This is a genomic window from Chryseobacterium sp. FW101-FHT12H09 (assembly GCF_058790395.1).
In genome coordinates this window covers 66,739-89,780 of the sequence record NZ_JBYTCP010000003.1, presented here as the reverse complement: position 1 = coordinate 89,780, position 23,042 = coordinate 66,739, and the positions used below count along the sequence as shown (strand labels likewise).

The window sequence follows — 23,042 nt, the reverse complement described above, 5'->3', positions numbered from 1 at the left end:
TATGGAAAGCTCCCCAAAGGGAGCTTTTCTTATTTATAATAAAGATTTTACAATGGTGATAAGGCTCATTACAATAACCACCATACCTACAACCACAAACATTTTTTTAGTCGGTAACTTTGTGGTAAGCATGGCTGAAAAAGGAGCTGTAAAAACGCCACCCAGCAAAAGTCCCAATACGATATTCCAATGATGAATTCCAATGGTAAAAATAAAGGTGATCGCACTGGTGATGGTGAGCAAAAATTTAGCTACTGTTGAGCTTCCCACAACATAACGGGGATTCCTTCCTTCTTTAATTAAAGTTCCCGTAACCAAAGGACCCCATCCGCCACCAGCAAAAGAATCGATGAAGCCGCCAACCAGTCCTAAAATTCTAAGGTTTGTTTTCTTTTTAGCTTTAACAAGACCTGTTTTCTTTTCCTTGAAAGCATTTTTTAAAATATTTAGTCCCAAGTATAAGGTGTAACAAGCGATAATGGGTTTTACAATATGAGCATAATACTCGCCATAATGAGACAATGTTAGTGCACCAATAACTGAACCTACAATAGCCAGTGGGAATAATACCAACACCATTTTTTTATTAACGTTCCCTAATTTATAGTGGCTGAAACTTCCAGCCGCAGTTGTAAATGATTCCGCGGAGTGAATACTGGCACTCACAACCGGAGGTGGAACATTAAGAAGTAATAAGATGGTCGTACAGATTACACCATATCCCATTCCCATAGATCCGGCAACGATCTCTGCCAGAAACCCGGCAAGCAGCATCCAGTAAAAAATATGACCATCTTTACTCAGGAAAACCTGAATATCACCAGACAAGTCAAACTGGTAAATAGTAAATCCTAATACCCAAAATAGAAGTAAAACTCCTATAATAGCCAGATAAATAGTAGCTTTCCTCTGAGCTATTTTGGTAATATTGATCAGTTTTTCAATTTCGAGGTCAGGTTTTACAGGGCTGTCTTTTCCATCATGAAGATATTGGGTTGTCACTCTGTTCAGCTCTTTAACTTTATAATTGAAATCCCCTTTTAACTGATTACGTATACTCTGCATATTATCCAGTACATGATCCATTTCATCAGGGATTACTTCTGTGAAAGTTTCACGCAATCTCTTGGCAATGGTTGGTGATTTTCCATTGGTTGAAATAGCGATTTTAAGACTACCCTTTTTTACAATCGAACCTAGGTAAAAGTCGCACAGATCAGGCTTGTCAGCCACATTAACGAGCACATTATGTTGATAGGCGTGATTTTTAATTTGTCCAGCTGTTACAATATCATTGACTGCTATAACGGCCAAATCAATATCCTTAAAATCATATATGTTATAAGATCTTTCGTATAGCGTTACATTCGGAAATTGAGACTGTAAAGATTTAATCTCTGGAATAATTTCCGTGGCCACCAATTTAATGAAGGTGTTAGGAGAATTTCCGAGTATTGATTCTAACTTTTCGAGAGCAACCTTACCACCACCAATAATTAATAATGATAGTTTTTCAAGTTTTAGAAATATGGGATATAGGGAGTTGCTCATTTTGATGACAATTTTAAATCATAAGTAAAGGCGAGATAGTATAACCCACCGATTTCCGGACCTGCTGCATATTGAAAATAACGTCTGTTAAGAAGATTGGTAGCTCCGATTTTCACATTGGCATTAATCTCCGGAAGTTTCCAGGTGGCCTGAGCATCAACGGTATAATAAGCCGGGATATTTCCTGAAGCTAACGGGCTCTCCCATAAAAATTGATTCTGCCATCTGGCTACGATCGTAACCCCAATATTCTTGATAATTTCCCTATTTCCTACACTTAGATTTACCATCCATTTCGGCGTATTGAAAGAGGTAATAAACAGGTCCAAATTAGTATTGGAAGCCAGATCATTATAAGAAACGTTCGCATTAATGTTGTAATTTTTTACAATATTATAACGGATACCCAAAGAAGTTCCATAGCTTTTATAGGTGTTGTTGCTATTGGTATACACCCTGTATCGATCCTGTTTGCTGCGATCAATCATATCAAGAACTGCATTTTCACTGCCTACTTTACCATTTTTAGGAACAGCCACTTCAACTTGGCCAAGGAATCCTTCATAGATGTTATAGTAGAAATCCCAATCTAAAACCAACTTATTATTAAAGCAAACTGATTTATAACCCACTTCAAATGAATTGATCTTTTCAGGCTGTAGCTTTTGCAGGTTGGCAACCATTAAAAGGTTTTTGTTATCCAAAGCCGCTTGATTTGGCGTTTTTCCTCCATCTACATCCGCATTCACAGCAGACGTAAATTTGTCGATTGAGGCCAATGTGTATGAATTGTCCAGATAACCTAATCCTTCATTCACTTTAGATAATCCTCCAACCCTTCTTACATTTCCGTTATTGACGAATGAAAGAGCTTCAAACAGTGAAGGAAAACGATATCCGTTTTGAAAAGATGCCCTGAAGTTATGCTGATTGACAGGAGAATAGACAATACTAATTCTTGGATTTAGTTTTGCCTCAAATTCAGGATTCCTGTCAACACGTAAAGCGGCATTAAGCTTTAATTTATCATCAAAGAAAAGCTTGGTTACCTGTGCGAAAACACCATATTTTTGATAGATAACATCTTTACCAAATGTACCATTGGATAAAGGAATATTTCTCTCCTTAACCGGTCTGTCAAAATCAACAAAATTATTTCCATCCGGAGTTATGCTGTATAATCGATAATCTACACCGGCTAGTACATTGAATATTTTCACAAATCTGCTGAGGTCATAGGTGAGCTCTCCCTGATAGAACCGGGATTTCTGTTCGAGCTTGGCACCTCCCGTTGCCGGAGCTCCAACAACCCCTCCATTGGCAGAATCCCAGTTATTGATCCCAATAATAGTATTTTTTAGCTGGTCAAAAGCATAAGTTCCCGGGACTACTCTATTTTTGTCTGCTTCTCTTCGGGCAAGAATAAAAGCATCATTAAGGTTTATACCAGAGTTAATATTATTTTGCAGTGCCGACTGAAATATGTTTTTCCAATTGGTATTGGAAAGATTGGTCAGATCCAGATTATCAGCCAGTGGTTTTAAATTATAAGAGTCTCCGGTATTTTCTATAGATACATAAGCTCTGAAGGTAAGTTCTTTGCCCGTTAGTTCAACTTTATGATTTTGGACCGTTGCATTTTGTAACCTGATCTTATTCCCTCTTTGGAAAGTTCCGTCCAGTAATCCATATCGATAGACATATGATGCTCTCCACTGATCGCCCAAACGATAATATAATCCGGCATCAAATTTTATATTTTTTACTTCGGGACTTACCAGATCCTTCTCCAAATAACCCGTTCTTGAAACATTAAATGTCGTAGGTTTTCCATTATAGTCTACTTTTACGGCGACCCGATTATTTCTTTCATCTCCATATTTGTTCCAAAGATCTTCTGCAGGATTATTAGTCAATGGAAAATTAGGATTAGCGGTAATTAATGGACTGGCATTCTGATCGGTCTGATTATTAGAGATCCAGTCAATTCCACTAAAATAAGAAGCATTGACTTTTACAGCCAGATTTTTATTTAAAACTTTTGCAAACCGTATCGCACTTTCTCCCAAAGAACTTATCTTATGGTTAACATTATCCACATGATTGACCCCACCTCTGAAGTAAACACTTAATCCTTCAGAAGTAAAAGGATCTTTGGTTTGAAGGCTTGCCAATCCATTAATGGCATTCATTCCATAAAGTGCAGACGCAGCCCCTGGAGTAACTTCCATAGACTGGATGTCCAGCTCTGTTGGTCCTATTGCATTTCCCAAGGGGACTCCCAAAGTAGCCGACTGTACATCAACTCCATCCACCAATTGCATAAAACGGAAATTATTAGGCGAATTAAAACCACGTGAATTAGGGATTTTTAGAGTCAGACTGGAAGTTAAAAGCTGTAAACCTTTTACATTTTCCAGTGTTTCATAAAATGACGCAGCCGGACTCTCACGGATGGCTCTGATATCAATCTTTTCAATAGCTATAGGTGATCGCAATACTTTTTCAGGAACCCTTGAGGCTGAAATAACCACTTCGTCTATGATTGCATTCTGAGGGTTGAGCTCGATGGCTATTTTATTTGAAAGAGAAAGGATTTCAACCGTCTGACTGGTAAAGCCTTCTTTATTGATGATAATTCTGAATGGTATTTTAACCCTTGTTCTTATTTTAAAATTTCCCTGCTGATCGGTTAATGAGGTGTCTTGTGTATTTTCAACCTGAACCTTTACTGCGGTAATACCTTTTTGAGTATCTGTATTTTTGATAATTCCACTTAATTCTATAAGCTGCTGTTGTGCTTCTGCCAGGTTAAAAAATAAGAGTGTAAATACTAGAATGCCCGTTTTTTGCAGAAAATATATCTGCCTTTTATGTTTCATTTTTTATCTGTTTTTAGGTTACTATGAATGAACTTATTTAAACTTTTTTTGATAAGGGAGATTGTTGGAGGATGAATTTTGAACTACAAAAGTTATTATACTTGGGAGATTTTACGTTAAAAGCTTTACGTACAGTAAGTGTATGTAAGTAATTAAAATAAAAGTTTTTAGGAGTTTTGTAGTTTAAATCAGTTTAAATAGTTTTAATGTTATTATTGATTAAAAATCAACAACACATACACATTCGCATACCTAAAAGATGATGATCGAATTTCTTAGTTTTTTTATGTTGGTCAATAAGATGGGTCATATTTTCAATTTTAGTTTTTATGAGAGCATAATGATGATGTGTTTGAATTTTTAGGAGCTTCATTAATTTAAGTTTTGTAAGTATCGATATGAAAAATCTCCAAATGTTTCTTCAGCAAGTTTCTCCTTTACATAAATTCCAAAAAGTTCATCCAGCGTTTCCAGGATCTCTTCTTCACCAATATTTTCCTTGAATTTGGTGTTGAGACGCATTCCTAGTCTGTCCCCACCAATATGAAGATTGTATTTTCCATAGGCTGTTCCCACAAATCCGATTTCTGCATTAGGAGATCTTCCACAGCCATTGGGACATCCCGTCATTCTTATTGTAATATCTTCCTGTAAAAGGCCATATTTTTCGAGCACCGGTTCTATTTTAGTCACTAAAGAAGGCAGATAACGCTGTGCTTCAGCCAATGCTAATGAACAAGTATTTAATGCCACACAGGCAACTGAATTTTTACGGAGAGCACTGGCACCTTCAGTAGAGTCTGAAATTCCAAATTCTTTCAGAAGGCGTTCAATTTCAGGTTTGTCTACCGCTTCAATATCGGAGAGTATAAGATTCTGATTACAGGTAAAACGATAATTTACTTTGCCTGCTTCTGCAATTTTTAATAACCCAGATTTTAAAGGATATTTTTCGATGTCTAAAACTCTTCCATGTTCAACAAACACAGTATAGAACCATTTTCCTTCATGATTTTGTATCCAGCCGTAACGGTCTTTTCTTTGCTCAAACCTGAATGTTCTGGCAGGTTCAAAAGCAAAACCTGTTCTTTTCTCAACTTCAGCCCTATATCCATCAATTCCCAGTTTATCGATCGTATATTTTAATCTTGAAAGTTTTCTATCATTTCTGTTTCCAAAGTCTCGCTGTACCGTAATAATCTCATATACGGTTTTTAAAACTTTCTCTTCAGTATCTACAAACCCCAGTACAGAAGCCAGACGTGCATACGTAGCTTCATTTCCATGCGTTGCTCCCAATCCACCTCCGGCGGCAATATTATACCCTACGATTTGATTGTCCTCAATAATGGCAATCAATGCAATATCATTAATGAATACATCCACATCATTGTTGGGCGGGATGGCAATTCCGATTTTCAACTTCCGGGGAAGGTATCTGTCCTGATAGAGAGGATCTTCTTCCACTTTCCTATCGACAATTAATTCATCATCGATCCAGATGTCATAATAGGACTTTGTCTTTGGAAGACACATTTCACTTATTTTGCCTGCCAGTTCATAAGCCTCGTGATGTAATGGTGACTCTGAGGGATTTGCCGTACAGGTGACATTTCTGTTCACATCACCACAGGCCGCAATAGAATCGAGATGTTGCAAATTGAAATTTTGTATGGTTGGTTTTAAGTGGGATTTTAAAATTCCATGCAACTGAATGGTTTGCCTTGTGGTTATTTTTATGGTTCCCGTGGAGTGGTCCTCGGCAATCTTATTCAACCCAATCCATTGTTCGGAATTTAAAAAGCCACCAGGAAGCCTTAGCCTGATCATATAAGAATAAAGCCATTCCAGTTTTTTGCCTACACGTTCTTCTCTTCTATCTCTATCGTCCTGTTGATACATTCCGTGAAACTTGATCAGGGTTTGATCATCTTCTCTTATAGATCCTGTAAAGTCATCTGCGAGACTTTCTTTTAAAGTTCCTCTGAGTCCATTGCTGCCGGTTTTAATCCTTTCTACCGGCGAAAGGTTATCTTTATTGCTCATAATTGCTTTCTTTTAATTTTACGACGTGATTCAATAAACATCTTTAGCATATCTGCCATTGAGTTCCATTTCTTCGAGATAAATCAGAGCCTCTTCTTTACTGCGTTTTCCCTGATTCTGAATAATATTCAAAAGGGTGTCTTCAACATCCCCGCTCATCGGTTCTTTAGTACCACATACATAAACAGATGCTCCGCCTTCAAGCCAGTAGAATACTTCCTGAGCTTTTTGTTTCAGTTTATGTTGAACATATACTTTTTCGGCTGTATCTCTGGAGAATGCCATGTCTAGGTGGGTTAGTGTTCCTGTTTTCAGGAAATCAATCATTTCTGACTGATAAAGAAAGTCTGAGATGAAATTCCTGTCTCCAAAAAATAGCCAGTTTCTTCCTTCTGCCCCTACCGCATCGCGCTCCCAAAGGAATGATCTGAAAGGTGCAATGCCAGTTCCCGGCCCAATCATAATGATATCTTTATCTGTTTCAGGCAATCTGAAATGTCCAGCTTCCTGAATATAAAATTCAAGACTTTCTCCTTCCGTAAATCCACTGAGAAATCCACTGCATAGGCCATTTTGTTTCTGATCATCAAGTAAGAACTCTGACTTGGCAACGGTGATATGAATCTCATTTTCACCATGAGCTTCCAAAGAAGAAGAAATAGAATACAGACGGGGTGACTGACCCGTTAAGATCGGAATGACCTGCTCAAATTCGCCAGCATTTTTCACCGGATAGATCCGAAGCAGGTCGATAAGACCCAAGCGGACTTCCGGAATTGAGTGGCCTGTGATCTTTGCGTATTGAGCAACGACGGTTTTAAGTAAATAACTTATATTAAGATGTTTGTACAGAAGTTCCTCTACATTGGCGGTGACTTTTGATGTCTCAATCTGTTTTTTAGGATCAATTCCTGTCAGTTCAATAATTTCTTCTACTACAGATTTCGAATTGATTGGTAAAATACCCAAAGCTGCCCCTGGATGATAAATCAGTGCTTCTTCGGTTTCAATTTCTATATGATAGGTTTCTTTTTCAGAAGTAATATCATTCAGATTGATGATTGTTGAAACCTTTCCATGGTATTTTTTTCTGCCTGTTGAAGTTTTTGGTGCCGAAGTATTTTTTATACTATTCTGAGTGGTTTTATTTACCGTTTCAAAGATATGTTCTATCCAGTTACCAGCTTCTTCTTCATAATCAATATCACATTTTTTCAATGGGATTATACGTTGAGCTCCTAATGTTTCAAAGCGGTAATCTATATCTTCTCCTGTTTTACAAAACAAAGGATAACTGCTGTCTCCCAATGCCAAAACCCCAAACTTGAGATGAGTGAGATCGATTTCATTCTCATGAATATGATCGTAGAATTTTTTAGCCAGAACCGGGGGATCACCCTCGCCCTGTGTACTGATAATAACAAAGAAAAACTCTTCTTTACCCAGGTCTTTAGGTTTGTACTGAGAAAGATCAGCAAGTTTAACCTGAACTCCTTTTTTCTTAATAATTCCTGCAAGGCCCGTTGCCAGCTTCTTGCCGTTTCCGGTTTCAGTACCGTAGGCCAATGTAATTTTCTTTACTGTGATCTGATCTGCATGAATCAGTTGCTGAGGAGGCTGAACCGATGTTAAAGGAGCGGCCACAAGACCGGCCAGGTAGCCACTTGCCCAGATGGTTTCATCTCTGGAAAAATCACCTGATATCTGTTTTAGTATATTAAATTTTGTTTCAGACAGCATATTCGAAAAAGTTTTGAGTTTTTGGTATTAAGCTTCCATTCACGACTGATTTAAAATAAAGGCCTTCTTTTTCTGTATTTTTCAGCCACGAAAATTCCTCATGCAGGTTAACGATCTTACCTATGACCACGAGTGAAGGTGAAGCAAAGGTTTTGTTCGAAAAGTTTGCTTCAAAATCATCGAAAGAAGAAGTGTATACCTTTTGATAAGGGGTTGTAGCCTGTTCAATGATTGCAATTTTTTTCTCTTTTGAAATATCCAGGTGTATAAACTTCTCAACAAGATCAGTAAGGTTGCCTTTAGACATATAAAAAACAAGGGTGTCGTTCGTGGCAGCAAGTTCTTTCCAATACTCAGCGGTAAGAATTTCCGACTTGTAATAGGTTAAAAATCGAACAGATGTAGCATATCCTCTCGCTGTTAGAGGCATGCCTGCATACGCGGCAGCACCTAAAGCAGCAGTAATCCCCGGAATAATTTCGTATGGAATATGATTTTCCTTCAAAGTTTGTAATTCATCCAGAATATTAGAAAATATGGATACATCTCCCCCTTTTAGCCTTACAACCGTTTTATTTTGACGTGCATAGTCTACTATTAAAGTATTAATGCGAGATTGAGGTGTTGATGCATTTTTACTGCATTCTTTACCTACATAGATCACTTCTGTAGATGTATTTACATACGTCTCTAAGATCTCAGGGCTTACCAAACGATCGCATAAGATAACATCTGCTTTAGCAATTGCTTTTACTGCCTTTACTGTGATCAGATCGGGGTTGCCGGGTCCTGCACCGATAAGGTAAACCTTAGGTGTTTTTAAATGTGTATTCATTGAAAATCTGTGTTAGTTGAAGAAGTTAGAAGAGCCCTTCAATGGACAGATACCTTTCACCAGTATCATAATTGAGGGTTAGAATTTTAGAACCAGTCTTTATTTCCGGTAGATGTTTAGCAATGGCAGCTAAAGCAGCTCCGGTAGATATTCCAACAAAGAGGCCCTCTTTTTTTGCGGCATCCAGCGTATATTTAAAAGCTTCTTCCTTGCCCACAGTAATGACACCATCGAGAACAGTAATATCCAATATGGATGGAATAAATCCAGCTCCTAAACCTTGTAAAGGATGTGGTGCAGGACTTCCGCCACTTAATACAGGAGATAAGTCAGGTTCAACAGCGATCACTTTGATATTGGGATATTTTTGTTTTAAAACCTTTGCAATTCCTGTGATGTGACCACCTGTTCCTACGCCAGTAATAATATAATCCAAGCCTTCAGGGAAATCTTTTAAGATCTCCTGTGCTGTAGTTTCAGCATGGATTTTGACATTGGCAGGATTATCAAACTGTTTTGGAATCCATGAATTGGGTGTTTCCTGTGCTAATTCATTGGCCTTTTCGATGGCGCCCTTCATTCCTTTCTCTCTCGGGGTCAACACAAATTCAGCTCCGTAAGCTTCCATAATTTTACGGCGTTCTATACTCATGCTTTCGGGCATTACCAGAGTAAGCTTATATCCTTTTACGGCAGCAACCAATGAAAGTCCTATTCCCGTGTTTCCACTTGTGGGCTCTATGATGGTGCTGTCTTTATTCAATAATCCTTTTGCTTCAGCATCTTCTATCATGGCTAAAGCGATCCTGTCTTTGATGCTTCCACCCGGATTTACCCTTTCCAATTTGATCCAGACCTCATGGTCTGAATTAAAAAGCTTGTTAATTTTTACGACTGGCGTATTTCCAATCGTTTCTAGTGCGTTCTGAAATTTCATACCAATACAATTTTTATTTTCTATTTTAAATGACGAAGTTGAGTGACTCCGGCAACATGTTATTATCCTTTATTCTTATTTCACTTTTATTATAAACCAAGGAGTTGGAAGGAACATCTTGCGTTATCCATACATTACCGCCGATGATACTTTCTTTGCCTATGGTTGTATTTCCTCCTAAAATGGTCGCTCCTGAATAAATAATGACGTGGTCTTGGATATTAGGATGCCTTTTTTTGTTGGCTTTTTCTTTGGAAACATTCAAGGCTCCAAGGGTTACGCCCTGATAAAGTTTAACGTGATTTCCAATGACAGCGGTCTCTCCAATGACGATCCCGGTTCCATGATCGATGAAAAAATACGCTCCGATCACCGCTCCCGGATGGATGTCGATTCCTGTTTTGCTATGTGCATATTCTGAAATGACACGAGGCAATATTTTTAATTCCTGATTCCAAAACTGATGGGAAATACGATAAACATAGGTTGCAAAATATCCCGGGTACGCAAGAAGTATTTCTTCCAGAGAATCTGCTGCAGGATCAAATTCCAAAATAGATTGAGCGTCCTGAATCAGTTGATCATAGATTTCAGGCAAAGTCTCAAAAAAACGGTCTGTTTGTACTTCAGTAATTTCTTCATCATCAGTTATGCTGTTGATCAGACAAAAAAGGCTGCCATACAGTTTGGCGAAATTTTCTTCCAACTGATCTGCTATATCTTCTTTCTCAGAAATAAAAAGTACTTCGTACAAATGCTTAACAAAATTTTTAGCCTTTGATTTATCAAAAGAAATGTGACTATTACTTTGTTTGTTATTACGGATTTTGTCAATTAAGTTATTGTATACTGCCATTTTTTATTGAATTATACATGCTGCAACAGTTGAATTGGAGGTTTCATCCACCAAAATTGCAGATCCTGTTCTTTTATTATCTATAAAACTATCGTAAACCAGAGGCTGTGCTGTTCTTAGGGTAACTTTAACGATTTCATTCAGTTTGATCTCACCTTCAGCTTTTTCCTGTATAAGTGTATTGACATTGATCTTATAATCTACTGCCTTTACTACTGTTTTTACTAACCTGCTGTTTTGCTGTAGCAAATATTTATTGCCTGGTTGTAATGATTTTACATCAAGCCAGCATAAAAGAACTTCAAGATCTTTTTCGATAATGGGAAGCTGTTCTCCTGTAGCAAATAGATCGCCTCTACTGATATCCAGATCTTCTGTTATATGAATTACGGCAGGCTGTCCTTCAAATACTTCATTGCTTTCAATTCCATTGATCTCAATTTTAGCAATTTCACTGGTTGAACCTGCCGGAAGAATATGGATCTTATCTCCTTTCCTGAATTGACCACTTAATATCTGTCCTGCATAACCTCTGTAATCATGTAATTCTTCTGTTTGAGGTCGGATCACATATTGAACCTGAAAACGGCTTCCGCTATTTAATTCGTCATGAAGGGTCACCTGTTCCAGATATTCCAAAAGAGATTCTCCTTCATACCAGTCTGTTCTGGATGATACCGAAACAATATTATCTCCTTTAAGTGCTGAAATGGGAAAATAGCTTACATCATTTAATCCAAGGCTATTGGCAATTTTTGTGTAATCTGCTTTTATGGTTTCAAACACTTCCTGTGAATAATCGACCATATCCATTTTATTGATGGCTACAGCTACTTTTTTCAATTTAAGCAATGAAGCTATAATTGAATGCCTTCTTGTTTGTTCGATCACTCCTTTTCGGGCATCAATAAGAATGACCATCAGGTCAGAATTAGAAGCTCCAGTAATCATATTACGGGTATATTGTACATGGCCGGGAGCGTCAGCGATAATAAATTTCCTTTTGGCGGTTGAAAAGTATCTGTAAGCAACATCAATGGTAATTCCCTGCTCTCTTTCAGCACGTAAACCGTCGGTTAATAGAGCTAGGTCTACCCCATCTTCGTTTTTATTTTTAGAATGTTTCTCAAGTACTTCCAGCTGATCCTGTAAAATACTTTTACTATCGTAAAGCAGTCTTCCGATAAGGGTACTTTTACCATCATCTACACTTCCTGCTGTTATAAATCTTAAAATATCCATCTTTTTTGAGTTATGAGTTATGAATGATGAGTTATAATTCATAAGTAATAAGTAATGGTTGATGAGTAATATGATCAACTTCTATTTTATTACTCATTGCTCATTATTCATTGCTTATTAAAAATAGCCTCCTTTTTTCCGGTCTTCCATTGCGGCTTCTGTTACCCGGTCATCTATTCGGGTTTCTCCACGTTCGGAAATTCTGGTGGCAACGATTTCTTCTATCACTGCGTCTATTGTCGATGCGTGAGATTCAACTGCTGCAGTACATGTCATATCTCCCACGGTACGATAACGTATCTTTTTTGTGGTAATAAAATCGTGGTTTTCCAAAGAAGCATATTCAGAATTGGCAATCCATTGTCCATTGAAATCAACTACTTCCCTATCGTGCGAAAAGTATATGGAAGGCAGCGCAATTTTTTCTCTGCGGATGTAATTCCAGACATCAAGTTCTGTCCAGTTACTGATAGGGAAAACCCTTACATTCTCTCCTTTCTGAGTTTTTCCATTAAAAATATTCCAGAGCTCCGGACGCTGAAGCTTAGGATCCCATTGTCCAAATTCATCGCGGACAGAAAAAATCCTTTCCTTAGCACGGGCTTTTTCTTCATCTCTGCGGGCACCTCCAATACAGGAGTCAAATTCAAATTCTTCTATCGTATCAAGCAGCGTATAGGTCTGCAGCCAGTTTCTGCTGGGGAACTTACCTTTAGGTTCTGTTAAACCTTTTTCCTTGATCGTATCCTCAACTTTACGAACCACAAGATTGACATCCAGTTCGCTGACCAGCTGATCTCTGAAGCTTAAAACTTCAGGGAAATTATGTCCTGTATCCACATGAACAAATGTGAAAGGAATTTTTCCGTGGCGGAATGCTTTTGAAGCTAGATGAGCCAGTACAATACTGTCTTTTCCACCGCTGAATAACAAGGCAGGACGTTCAAATTGTCCTGCTACTTCCCGTAAGATGTAAATCGATTCGGATTCCAACTGATCCAGGTAATTTAAATGATATATTGACATGTTTATTTTTATTTATGAATATGTAATCCGCATTCTTTTTTATTCGCATCTTCCCACCACCATCGGCCCGCTCTGAAATCTTCTCCTTCTTTTATTGCTCTGGTACAGGGCTCGCATCCAATACTGACAAATCCTTTTTTATGTAAATAATTATAAGGTAAATGATATGCCTGAACATATTCTAAAACCTGTTCTGAAGTCCAGTGAAGCAATGGATGAAATTTGATGATCTGATTATCTTCATCCCATTCTAATTGTGGCATATTTTGTCTGTTGGTAGAATGCTCTGATCTTAAACCAGTGATCCAAACTTTGTATCCTTGCAATGCTTTTTTCAGAGGATGAACTTTGCGGATCGTGCAGCATGCCTTCCTCTGCTCCACAGATTGATAGAAAGAATTGGGTCCGTTCTGAGAAACGAACTCTCTTATTTCTTCTGTGTCAGGATAATAGGCTTTGATTTCTTTTTTAAAAAATGCTCTGCTGGCTGTCCAGGTTTCATAAGTCTGTTCAAAAAGTCTTCCTGTATCCAGTGTGAAAATGTCCACATCTAGGTTTTTGATCAAATGAGTTACAATTTGATCTTCATAACTAAAGCTGGTGGAAAAAGTGACCTTACGCGGAAATCTCTCTACAAGTACTTGTAGAAAATCGGTATTAATAGCCTTGTCAGAGGCTTTTTTAAGCAGTTCTTCGAATTCTGTTTTCAGATTATTTTCCATTTGGGATTGAAATTATTCCTGCAAATATATATAATCCTATTAATCCTACCAAATTAGTAGTATTTAAAATTAAAAAAAACTAACTTTTTTTCATAAACGAAGTCAGAGTGGCCTCCATCATGCTTTTCCTTGTTTTTTCCCTTACAATAATAAACTCTTTTCTAAGGTAGCAGGTTTCTTCATCTACGCAATCATCACAAGGTTCATAAAAGTTTAAGGAAACACATGGAGCCAATGCTATAGGACCGTCAAAAATCCGGTAAATATCAGCTAAAGAGACATCATCAGGAGATTTTAGCAAATAGTAACCACCTGCTTTCCCTTGTTTACTATTAACAAGTTTTACCCTCTTTAACTCTAAAAGAATTTGCTCTAAAAATTTTCTTGGAATATGTTCATCTTGTGCAATAATAGATGTAGACAAAAAGCCTTGATTGTAATTTCTTGCTAATCTGACCATTGCTTTTAAAGCATATTTGCAACGTTTGGACATCATAATAGACGCAAGTTATAACATTTTCTTTTATTATTGAAATGTTTTTCAGATTGGGCGTGTTCTTGTTGTATAGGAAGAATACTTAAGTCTTTTTGAAAATCTTTGATTTTCTGTTTATGTGTTCTTTATTGTGCAGTAGATTTTACACTTTCTTACGTTTTGTAAAGTGTCTCAAAAAACTTTTGCGACTTTTGCGTTTTAAAAACATGATACCCTTAAAAGTTTATTGCCTTCGTTTAACTGTTTTTCGATAAACTTAACCTGGTCGTTGCATTTTTTAATTTTAAAAAGATGTATTTTTCATAATGGAATAAAGATTTATAAAACTGTGTTATAGAAGGATTTGAATTTAAAATCAAACTATATATGAAACAAAAATTTAGCTTTTTAAGCACTTTAATACTGCTTATTATTTTATTCAGCTGCAAACAATCCATCCAAAATATTAATCCATCCAAAGGTATTTCCACAACGAAAAAGATCACCTATACTCAATCTTTGTTTCCTAGCTATAATGCAAATTATACTCCCCCATCGGGAATGAAAACGTTTGAGCTTAGCCAGGATTATCCAAAAACATTGGTTGTAGAAAATTATCCATGGCAAAGTATCGACTTCAAAAAAGAACCCGAGCTCTACATGCAAACGGTTTTGAATTATTGTTTGGAAGGTAACCGAGAGGTTGATTTTAGAGGTCAGGAAAATAAAATAAGAAAGTGGTACCATGCCCCATGGCTTGATGATGATGGAAAGTACCTGAATAAGGAATATATAGGAAATGGACGTGAATATATTCACGGCCTGACAAGGGAGTTTGCCACACCAAAATATAAAATACACGATCAACAGGACATCGAATTGGAAAATTGGGCAGTAGGAATGTATAACGCTCCGGGAGGCTATACAATAGGCCAAGTTTGGCCTGCTCCCAACCAGAATCCGGCTCCTGGAAAATCAAACTTTCCGGAAGGAACAGTAAGCTTTAAATTGTTGTTTACGGACGGGACTCTCAGTAAAGTCCCTTTTCTAAAAAATACCCTGGAATGGAAAGCTAATATTTATTCATACAATCCTAATGCAGAGTGTACAGATAAAACAAGAACTGATCGAACTGTTAGACTGCTTCAGATCGATATTGCAATTAAAGATAAGAGAGCATTAAAAACAGGTTGGGTATACGGGACATTTATGTATGATGGGTCAGGTAAAGGGAAAACGGTTTGGGATAGAATGGTTCCTGTTGGTTTAAGTTGGGGAAACGACTCAGGGATAACAAAAGATATACATCGTGATGGTGCATTTATTAATGAGGAACTTAAAGAGTCTTTTATTAATGCTTCATTAATACATTCTGAGAAAAAAGACAAAACAGACAAAACAGCAGCTTATCTCAAATATCATGGATTGGGAGGAAGGTTAAACGGGCCTATTGATAATTCAATATCATCATGTATTTCGTGTCATGGGAATGCATCAGTGAGTAGCAAAGGCGTAACTCTGCCTTTAGGTGATTTTAAAGCAAGTACAACAAGACTTAATTATTCTCCTGAATCGTTCAAACAGTTTTTTATGGATGTTCCATCGGGTGCCAATGTCATAAAATTCAAAGAAGAAGAATATACAACGACAGATTATTCGTTGCAAATTTCTACAGGTATTAGAAATTATTATGTGAATAAGAGAGCTTTGGCTAACCGTTTAAAACAAGGGAATTAATAACATTTTAGGTTAAGATAAGTTTCGAACTTTGTTATAGCGAGTCATTGGTTAATCGCAAAGGTTTCTTTAGGATGCTGTTTTTAAGGCGCAAGAAAATCAAAGATTTTCGGCAGGGTTTATACTGAGGGCTCGATTCGTCCCTTCGAGTAGGTTTTGGAAAACCGTATCGAGAAGTTGTTTCTATTTAAATAACACTTAAGTTATTTTAAGTGAAAAGCCTTGCGAATAATAAGTACACTTTAGTTTTTTGAAAATCTTTGATTTTCTTCTTCTGTGATCTTTAAAACGTTATTCATTTAGCTTAGGAAAACTTAAGTGTTCTAAAGTGTTTAAAATAAAGGCTTTTGTGACTTTTGTGGTTAAAAAAAAGATTTTTTATCTCGCAGATTTAGCGGATTAAGCAGATATTTTTAAATTTTTATCGAAGATAAAAATCCTTGCGCCTTAAAAACGTTATGATTTTAAAGATTTTAGCGTCTTTGCGATTAACCATTTCTCATTTAATCTTTCTGAAATATAAAGTAAGCTACCACCTCGTTTTCCCGTACTAAATTCTCTATTCGGATAAATCCATTCTTTGTAAGAACTTTTTGAGATCCTATATTATCAAGATCAGTAACAGCAACAATATCCCTATTGTCATTTAGTGAAACACAATAGTCAACAAGTGCTTTGCATATTTTAGTGGCTACGCCCTTTCCCCAATACTTTTCATTGGCAACATATCCAATTTCTGTTTGTTCAGGATTGTCCACAAAAACTCTTGCGACACACATTCCCACAAAGTCATTATCTTCAGTATTAAAGATACCCCATCTGCTGAATGGTCCTTCATGATAATCTGACAATGATTTTTGAAACGTTTTTATATATTCTTCGTTACTTTTATAGGGAAGAAATTGAGTAACATTTGGGTTTTCAAAGAGTGATAAGAACAAAGTTAATTCCTGAGCTGTAAATTCACGTATGGTGATCGAATCGTCTTTATATTGCATAAGGATAATGAAGTTTTTTAAGCCCATAAAAATACATCAAAATACCGAGAATTAAGTGATGAAAATGTGAGAATAACTATTAAAAAAAGGGCTTAAGATCATTGCTGATCATTAAGCCCAAACATCATCCAAAACTCAAAATTATTTTTATATTCGATATAGTAGTAACCACCCCGTCAAATCTTTGATTTGCCACCCCTCCGAGGGAGGGGAATTTTGTTTTGTTATGCTATAATAGTTGGGGTGGTTAATGGGTTAGAAACTTTTGAACCAGTCGGTTACAGCTTTGAAGTAATAATCCGGTGGTTGGTGACCTAAGAGAGAGTTACCTCCTCCTGAATACTGCCCACTTGCATAAAGCGTAAGTTTTACATCTGCTGTACCGCCGCTATAGGTCTTTGTCGTATCATTACCACTGCCAATTGATGTAGATGTTGGATTGTTGCTTGTTCCGTTTTTCAGTCTCCAGAAATCTGCTTGCTCTTTTCCGAAGAGTCCATTAGGACTGGTGTTACCAAAATGATCGTCACCAAGGCCAAAGAAAATCCACACAGTTGTGTTTCCATGATAATTAGAATTAGCAACATAATTACCATTACTATTTTTAAACCAGAATGGTCTGTTAGATGCAACCGGAGCAATAGCCTTAAATACTCCATTTAAGAAATAAGCAGTAACATTAGTCATATCTCCACCCCAAGAGTGTCCGGTAGCAAAAATACGGTTTTGATCAATCGAGTAGGTTGATTTGATAAGATTCAAAAGTTCCTTGGTAAACTGGATATCTTCCGATCCCTGATAAGGTAAAGCATAATCTCCCATAGCCCAACCTTTATCACCATCCCAAGTGTATTCCTGATCAGGATAAACAAATATGGTATTATCCATTAATTTTTCAAGACCGGGGGTGCTGGAGTTCCATCCTTGTCCCATCCATTGTTGCATTTCATGTCCTGTTGTATCTGTTCCTGCGAAAACAAAGACAAGGCGATACTTCTTCTCACTATCATAATTTTCAGGTACAGATAGGTAGTAACTTCTTGTTCCTCCCGCACTGGAAGAGAAATCGTGCTGTTTCTGTCCGCTGGTGTAAGAGGTTACAGCAGCAGTTTTACCTGCTGTAGGTGATTCATCTCTGGCTGGTGTAATGTCTCTGCTTTCGCAAGCATAGAAGAATACAAAGCTGATTAAACAAACTAACTTCAATAGATAGCCTGTAAGTACATTTTTTGTTTTCATATATTAAAAAATTTGGTGTGCCTATTGTATCAGATCAGCTAAATCTTTGAGGATTAAATAAGCTGATATCTGCAGTTGGCTTTTGGCCATCCGCAATTTCAGAAACTGTTCTTCCAAAAACAGGTCCCAGACTTAATCCCATCATTCCACCACCACCTGCAATAATTAAATTTTCAAGTTTTGATGCCTTTCCCAAATAAGGAAGCCCATCAGGAGCACAAGGTCTGTAGCCAAACCAAATATCAGATTCCTTAGGTGTTTCGATCTGAAATTCGGGCATATATTTCGGAATAGACTGTACAATCCCTTCTACCCGATTCATATTAATTTTACTACGATGGGGTGCCAATTCCATAGTCCCTCCAAATCGGATATGCCTACCCATAGGAGTCACAGCTACTCTTGCTTCCAGTAAAAGAGCGGCTCGCTCTATCCTATTGTCTGGATTTTCCGGTTTATGCATAAATGAATACCCTTTGCCGGGCATCAAATGAATTTTTATACCCACTTTTTCTGCCAGTTCAGGAAGAAACGAACCTCCCGTCATCACAAATTGATCAGCTGTGAATTTTTCACCGTTAGCAATAACGGCTCTAATTCTTTTTCCATGGGTCTCAAATCCTGTAATTCTATGTTGAGTATGGAAAACAACACCATTATTTTTAAGATAAGTAATCAGTTGTTTCATCAGTTTCACCGGATTCATATGGCCATCACATTTATAATTGATGCCACCAATAATATCCAGTTTAACATTCGGTTCCAGTTCCTCGATCCCTTTTTGGTCAAGGATATCAACAGATAAACCCAATTTAACCGCTGTATGAGCAAGCTCTATCTCTTCTTCAGCTACTTTTTCTGTTTTATATAGCATTAGAAGGCCTTTCTGAGTAAGCTCAAAATCAAATTCTTCTTTTTGGGCAATTTGGTTATAAAGCTGGCTGCTGGCTAAATTAAGGTCTCTGATTGCAGAAGCAGAGCGATCAACATGTTTCTGATTAGAATGTTTTAAAAATTTGATTCCCCAGGATATTAATTGTGGACTTAATGAGGGCTTTACATAAAATGGACTTTTACTGTCAAACATCCAGCGTATTCCCTGAGCAACGACTCCAGGTGCTGCCAACGGGGTAAAATGACTAGGAACAATCATTCCCGCATTGCCGTATGAACAATTATTGGTGAGATCATTTTGTTCCAGGATTTCTACCTGCCAGCCTTTCTCTAAGAGGTAATATGCAGAGCTGAGTCCTGCTATTCCGGCACCAATAACCAGTGCTTTTCCTTTATTTTGTGTCATTTGTTTGCTTACATAACCTGAAATCCTAACCAATAAGGATCTTCATCGTCGATAATAATATGGTTATACCCTGTAATTCTTGCCCAACCTTCAACCGAAGGGATAATAGCTGATTTTCCATCAACGGTTTCCGTTCCCTCTATCCGTCCGATAAACTGAGAACCGATATAGCTTTCGTGGATGAATTCTTCCCCTTCTTTTAATTTCCCCTTAGCATACCATTGAGCCATTCTTGCTGAGGTTCCTGTACCACAAGGTGAACGGTCCAAAGCATTTTCACCAACTAAAACAGCATTTCTTCCGCTCGCTTTAGGATCTGTAGGTGTACCGGTCCACTGGATATGACTTAATCCAAAAATATTTTCATCTTCTGGATGGGTAAAGATGTATTTCTCATTGAGGAGTTTTCTGATTATTTTTCCATAATGAATGAGTTGACTTGCTGTAAAATCGGAAATATCTCCAAAATTTTCCTGAGGATCAATAATGCCGTAAAAGTTTCCACCATAAGCTACATCTACTTTTATGGATCCTAAGTCCGGACAGTCTACTTCCAGATCTTCTGCGTAAAGAAAAGATTTTACATTCGTTAATTTTACAGACTTTACTTTCTCTCCTTCCTGAGCATAATCGATCAAGATCAGTCCTGCTGGGGTTTCAAGTCTTAATTTTCCGGGAATTTTTGGAACGACCAAACCCTCTTCTATAGCAATTGTTACGGTTCCTATCGTTCCATGTCCACACATAGGAAGACATCCACTGGTTTCAATATATAAAACGCCGATATCATTAGCTTCATCAATTGGAGGATAAAGGATACTTCCACTCATCATATCGTGCCCCCTCGGCTCAAACATCAATCCTTTACGAATCCAGTCATATTCTTTCATGAAATGAAGTCGGCGTTCCATCATTGAATTTCCTTTCAGAATGGGTCCACCACCTGCTACGAGACGTACCGGGCAACCACAGGTATGGGAATCTATGCAAAAAAAAGTTCTGTTCATCTTGGTTATAATTTTAATGATCCTGAATGAATTTCACCATCAACAATTCTGCTGATCTGCAATGAATTTACATTCTTTAATTCTTCCGGTAAAAATTCCTCCGGCCAATTCTGAAAAGAAATAGGACGGACAAATCGTTTGACAGCATCCGGTCCTACCGATGTAAAACGCGCATCGGTAGTTGATGGAAAAGGTCCTCCGTGCTGCATGGCGTAAACGACTTCGACACCGGTCGGCATCCCATTGAATAAAAGCCGGCCGCATTTATCTTTCAAAATATTAATCAATTTAATATTTTGACGTACATCTTCCTCTGTAGCTGTTATGGTTATGGTGAGCTGTCCTTTCAAATGTTGAGCAATCTGTAGTATTTCCTCCGGTGTTTCACAAGCTACAATAATACCGAACGGGCCGAAAACTTCTTCACTTAAAATATTATTTTTAATAAAATTCTTTCCCGTAGTTTCTACAACAATAGCTCGTCCCTGCCATTCGTTTGCTTCTGCATTTACTTCTGTAATTACATCCACTTCCGATTGTGTAGAAGCAATACGCTTCAGTTTTTCAAAGTTTTCAAAGATACCTTTATGAAGCATATTGACAGGAGCAATACCCGGAATTTCATTTTTTAATGCCATTATAAATCTATTCAGGCTTTCTCCTTTTAATGCAATAAAAACACCTGGATTAGTGCAAAACTGTCCAACGCCTAATGTTAAGGAAGATGCATATTCTTTTGCCAGATCTTCTGCTCTGTTTTTCAGTAAATGCTCAAAAGCAAACACAGGATTGATACTGCCCATTTCTGCAAATACGGGAATAGGTTCCTCACGTTGATTCGCTAAATCGAACAAGGCTTTTCCGCCATTAAATGAACCCGTAAATGCTACCGCTTTTATGTCTTTGTGCTTCGTTAAGTAAGCACCAATATCATTAGATGTTCCGGTAATATGACTAAATACACCTTCCGGCCATCCGAGTTCCTTTACAGTAGCTGTTATAGCATCAGCCATTATTTGTGAGGTCTTGGTATGAGCTGGATGAACTTTTACAAGTACAGGATTTCCCGCACCCATGGCACTCGCTGTATCTCCTCCTGCTGTAGAAAATGCAAACGGGAAGTTACTGGCTCCGAAAACAACAACAGGACCTATTCCTATATTGTATTTTCTCAGATCCCCTTTTTGTTTTTCAGGTTGGGAAAGATCAATCCTTGCTTCTGTATAAATTCCTGTTGATACTGCTTTTGCATAACTTCTCCACTGCCCTATTGTTCTTGCCTTTTCACCGGTTAGTCTTGCTAAAGGTAACGACGTTTCTTCATGAGCTGTCATCAGGAGTTCTTCTCCTAAAGCTTCAATTTTATCCGCTACAGTATTCATAAACACTGCACGTTCTTTTATTGTCGTATTCTTCAGAAATTGATAAGCATCCGTTGCCATCTGAATCCTCTGATCAATAATTTCTTTTGATGTTTCTTCAATCATAGTTTTTATTTCTGATGTTAATCTAATGCCGGGCGATTGGCTATACCATTCGAAATGATCTGATTAATCTGTTCGGCTTCGGCACCATACAGCTCCAGTCTTGGAGCTCTGACATAGGGGTTACTTATTCCTTCTGCGGTTGCTGCAAGTTTAATGTATTGAATCAGTTTAGGATGAATATCCAGCTCTAATAAAGGCATGAACCATCTGTAAATGGCAATGGCCTTATCATAATTTCCAGCTTTAGCATGATTATACATGGCCATTGTTTCGTTGGGGAATGCATCTACCAAACCTGCAACAAGGCCGTCAGCTCCAAGCATTAAAGTTTCAAGGCAAATGGTATCGACTCCACCAAGGATTTTAATTCTTTTACCAAAGCGGTTGATCATTCTGGTCACGTTTGCTAAATCTCTTGTAGACTCTTTCACCGCCTGAATAGTAGGATAAGCTATAAGCTCTTCAAACATATCAAGCGTTACATAAATCCCATAATCAACGGGATTGTTGTAAATAAGGATAGGAAGATCTGTTGCCATTGCAACTGCTTTAAAATATTCTACGACCTCACGGCTGTCTGCCTTATATCTCATAGGTGGAAGCAACATTAATCCGTCTGCACCTATTTCTTTTGCTTTTTTTGCGAAATTTGTTGCGTTTTTCGTTGTATTTTCAGAAAGGTTGAGAATAACAGGAATTCTTCCGGCGGTAATATCCTTTGCATATTTTAAAAGTTCAAACTTTTCTTCTGTTTCTAATACGCTTGCTTCTCCTAATGTTCCCCCAAGGATAATCCCATGGACACCAGCTTTAATCTGAGCTTCAGTATTTTTAGCGAACATTTCAAAATCTATATCACCTTCTTTTGTGAAAGGTGTTAATACGGCTGGATAAATACCTTCCCAGTTAAGTTTTGTACTCATATTAAATTATGTTTATTCAAAACTACCGGAATTTTAAAT

At 37.5% G+C, this 23,042-nt stretch carries 18 protein-coding genes; 1 reads left to right on the top strand and 17 read right to left on the bottom strand.

Annotation, left to right across the window (positions count from 1 at the left end):
• Positions 1-33 precede the first annotated feature (33 nt).
• The 11 genes from AC3WRL_RS11070 to AC3WRL_RS11020 all read right to left on the bottom strand — a co-directional run bounded on the left by AC3WRL_RS11070 (position 34) and on the right by AC3WRL_RS11020 (position 14,333).
• On the bottom strand, positions 34-1,551 hold the full coding sequence (locus AC3WRL_RS11070) for a TSUP family transporter (RefSeq protein WP_492330297.1): 1,518 nt from the start codon (positions 1,549-1,551) through the stop codon (positions 34-36).
• Positions 1,548-4,433: a TonB-dependent receptor gene (locus AC3WRL_RS11065; RefSeq protein ID WP_492330296.1), complete on the bottom strand. Its 2,886-nt coding sequence runs from the start codon at positions 4,431-4,433 to the stop codon at positions 1,548-1,550. Before AC3WRL_RS11065 ends, AC3WRL_RS11070 begins: the two co-directional genes overlap by 4 nt.
• 372 nt (positions 4,434-4,805) lie before the next feature.
• A complete protein-coding gene (locus AC3WRL_RS11060; RefSeq protein WP_492330295.1) occupies positions 4,806-6,479 on the bottom strand; it encodes an NADPH-dependent assimilatory sulfite reductase hemoprotein subunit in 1,674 nt (557 codons plus the stop codon).
• Positions 6,480-6,509: 30 nt separating this feature from the next.
• A complete protein-coding gene (locus AC3WRL_RS11055) occupies positions 6,510-8,219 on the bottom strand; it encodes a diflavin oxidoreductase (protein ID WP_492330294.1) in 1,710 nt (569 codons plus the stop codon).
• Complete coding sequence (gene cobA / locus AC3WRL_RS11050; protein WP_214824694.1) at positions 8,209-9,054, bottom strand: uroporphyrinogen-III C-methyltransferase; 846 nt, start codon at positions 9,052-9,054, stop codon at positions 8,209-8,211. The genes AC3WRL_RS11055 and cobA overlap by 11 nt, the downstream gene beginning before the upstream one ends.
• 25 nt (positions 9,055-9,079) lie before the next feature.
• Positions 9,080-9,991: a cysteine synthase A gene (gene cysK / locus AC3WRL_RS11045; protein WP_492330293.1), complete on the bottom strand. Its 912-nt coding sequence runs from the start codon at positions 9,989-9,991 to the stop codon at positions 9,080-9,082.
• A 25-nt stretch (positions 9,992-10,016) separates the two neighbouring features.
• Positions 10,017-10,847 (bottom strand): serine O-acetyltransferase EpsC, encoded by an 831-nt coding sequence (gene epsC, locus AC3WRL_RS11040; RefSeq protein ID WP_492330292.1) that lies wholly within the window; start codon positions 10,845-10,847, stop codon positions 10,017-10,019.
• Positions 10,848-10,850: 3 nt separating this feature from the next.
• Positions 10,851-12,089: a sulfate adenylyltransferase subunit 1 gene (locus AC3WRL_RS11035; protein ID WP_214824702.1), complete on the bottom strand. Its 1,239-nt coding sequence runs from the start codon at positions 12,087-12,089 to the stop codon at positions 10,851-10,853.
• A 117-nt stretch (positions 12,090-12,206) separates the two neighbouring features.
• Entirely contained in the window at positions 12,207-13,115 is a 909-nt protein-coding gene (gene cysD, locus AC3WRL_RS11030) for a sulfate adenylyltransferase subunit CysD (RefSeq protein WP_492330291.1), read from the bottom strand.
• Between the two features lie 8 nt (positions 13,116-13,123).
• Complete coding sequence (locus AC3WRL_RS11025; protein WP_492330290.1) at positions 13,124-13,837, bottom strand: phosphoadenylyl-sulfate reductase; 714 nt, start codon at positions 13,835-13,837, stop codon at positions 13,124-13,126.
• 79 nt (positions 13,838-13,916) lie between these two features.
• Positions 13,917-14,333 carry an RrF2 family transcriptional regulator gene (locus AC3WRL_RS11020; protein ID WP_492330289.1) on the bottom strand — a complete coding sequence of 139 codons (417 nt, stop codon included), beginning with the start codon at positions 14,331-14,333 and terminating at the stop codon, positions 13,917-13,919.
• A gap of 366 nt (positions 14,334-14,699) precedes the next feature.
• On the opposite strand from AC3WRL_RS11020, the gene AC3WRL_RS11015 reads away from it, so the two are divergent.
• Positions 14,700-16,049 carry a hypothetical protein gene (locus AC3WRL_RS11015; protein WP_492330288.1) on the top strand — a complete coding sequence of 450 codons (1,350 nt, stop codon included), beginning with the start codon at positions 14,700-14,702 and terminating at the stop codon, positions 16,047-16,049.
• A 503-nt stretch (positions 16,050-16,552) separates the two neighbouring features.
• On the opposite strand, the gene AC3WRL_RS11010 is transcribed toward AC3WRL_RS11015, so the two are convergent.
• The 6 genes from AC3WRL_RS11010 to AC3WRL_RS10985 all read right to left on the bottom strand — a co-directional run bounded on the left by AC3WRL_RS11010 (position 16,553) and on the right by AC3WRL_RS10985 (position 23,003).
• Entirely contained in the window at positions 16,553-17,047 is a 495-nt protein-coding gene (locus tag AC3WRL_RS11010; RefSeq protein WP_261512300.1) for a GNAT family N-acetyltransferase, read from the bottom strand.
• Between the two features lie 255 nt (positions 17,048-17,302).
• Complete coding sequence (locus tag AC3WRL_RS11005; protein ID WP_492330287.1) at positions 17,303-18,286, bottom strand: CE1 family esterase; 984 nt, start codon at positions 18,284-18,286, stop codon at positions 17,303-17,305.
• 34 nt (positions 18,287-18,320) lie between these two features.
• Positions 18,321-19,586 (bottom strand): NAD(P)/FAD-dependent oxidoreductase, encoded by a 1,266-nt coding sequence (locus tag AC3WRL_RS11000; RefSeq protein ID WP_492330286.1) that lies wholly within the window; start codon positions 19,584-19,586, stop codon positions 18,321-18,323.
• A gap of 8 nt (positions 19,587-19,594) precedes the next feature.
• Entirely contained in the window at positions 19,595-20,593 is a 999-nt protein-coding gene (locus tag AC3WRL_RS10995) for a 4-hydroxyproline epimerase (protein WP_492330285.1), read from the bottom strand.
• A gap of 5 nt (positions 20,594-20,598) precedes the next feature.
• Entirely contained in the window at positions 20,599-22,080 is a 1,482-nt protein-coding gene (locus AC3WRL_RS10990) for an aldehyde dehydrogenase (NADP(+)) (RefSeq protein WP_492330284.1), read from the bottom strand.
• Between the two features lie 17 nt (positions 22,081-22,097).
• On the bottom strand, positions 22,098-23,003 hold the full coding sequence (locus tag AC3WRL_RS10985; RefSeq protein WP_492330283.1) for a dihydrodipicolinate synthase family protein: 906 nt from the start codon (positions 23,001-23,003) through the stop codon (positions 22,098-22,100).
• Between the last annotated feature and the right edge of the window lie 39 nt (positions 23,004-23,042).

Coding starts and splice junctions, on each gene's coding strand:
- AC3WRL_RS10985 (WP_492330283.1), bottom strand. CDS start 23,003: ATGAGTACAAAACTTAACTGGGAAGGTATTTATCCAGCCGTATTAACA.
- AC3WRL_RS11010 (WP_261512300.1), bottom strand. CDS start 17,047: ATGCAATATAAAGACGATTCGATCACCATACGTGAATTTACAGCTCAG.
- AC3WRL_RS11065 (WP_492330296.1), bottom strand. CDS start 4,433: ATGAAACATAAAAGGCAGATATATTTTCTGCAAAAAACGGGCATTCTA.
- AC3WRL_RS11035 (WP_214824702.1), bottom strand. CDS start 12,089: ATGGATATTTTAAGATTTATAACAGCAGGAAGTGTAGATGATGGTAAA.
- AC3WRL_RS11060 (WP_492330295.1), bottom strand. CDS start 6,479: ATGAGCAATAAAGATAACCTTTCGCCGGTAGAAAGGATTAAAACCGGC.
- cysD (WP_492330291.1), bottom strand. CDS start 13,115: ATGTCAATATATCATTTAAATTACCTGGATCAGTTGGAATCCGAATCG.
- AC3WRL_RS10995 (WP_492330285.1), bottom strand. CDS start 20,593: ATGAACAGAACTTTTTTTTGCATAGATTCCCATACCTGTGGTTGCCCG.
- AC3WRL_RS11055 (WP_492330294.1), bottom strand. CDS start 8,219: ATGCTGTCTGAAACAAAATTTAATATACTAAAACAGATATCAGGTGAT.
- cysK (WP_492330293.1), bottom strand. CDS start 9,991: ATGAAATTTCAGAACGCACTAGAAACGATTGGAAATACGCCAGTCGTA.
- AC3WRL_RS11020 (WP_492330289.1), bottom strand. CDS start 14,333: ATGATGTCCAAACGTTGCAAATATGCTTTAAAAGCAATGGTCAGATTA.
- AC3WRL_RS11005 (WP_492330287.1), bottom strand. CDS start 18,286: ATGAAAACAAAAAATGTACTTACAGGCTATCTATTGAAGTTAGTTTGT.
- epsC (WP_492330292.1), bottom strand. CDS start 10,847: ATGGCAGTATACAATAACTTAATTGACAAAATCCGTAATAACAAACAA.
- cobA (WP_214824694.1), bottom strand. CDS start 9,054: ATGAATACACATTTAAAAACACCTAAGGTTTACCTTATCGGTGCAGGA.
- AC3WRL_RS11015 (WP_492330288.1), top strand. CDS start 14,700: ATGAAACAAAAATTTAGCTTTTTAAGCACTTTAATACTGCTTATTATT.
- AC3WRL_RS11000 (WP_492330286.1), bottom strand. CDS start 19,586: ATGACACAAAATAAAGGAAAAGCACTGGTTATTGGTGCCGGAATAGCA.
- AC3WRL_RS10990 (WP_492330284.1), bottom strand. CDS start 22,080: ATGATTGAAGAAACATCAAAAGAAATTATTGATCAGAGGATTCAGATG.
- AC3WRL_RS11070 (WP_492330297.1), bottom strand. CDS start 1,551: ATGAGCAACTCCCTATATCCCATATTTCTAAAACTTGAAAAACTATCA.
- AC3WRL_RS11025 (WP_492330290.1), bottom strand. CDS start 13,837: ATGGAAAATAATCTGAAAACAGAATTCGAAGAACTGCTTAAAAAAGCC.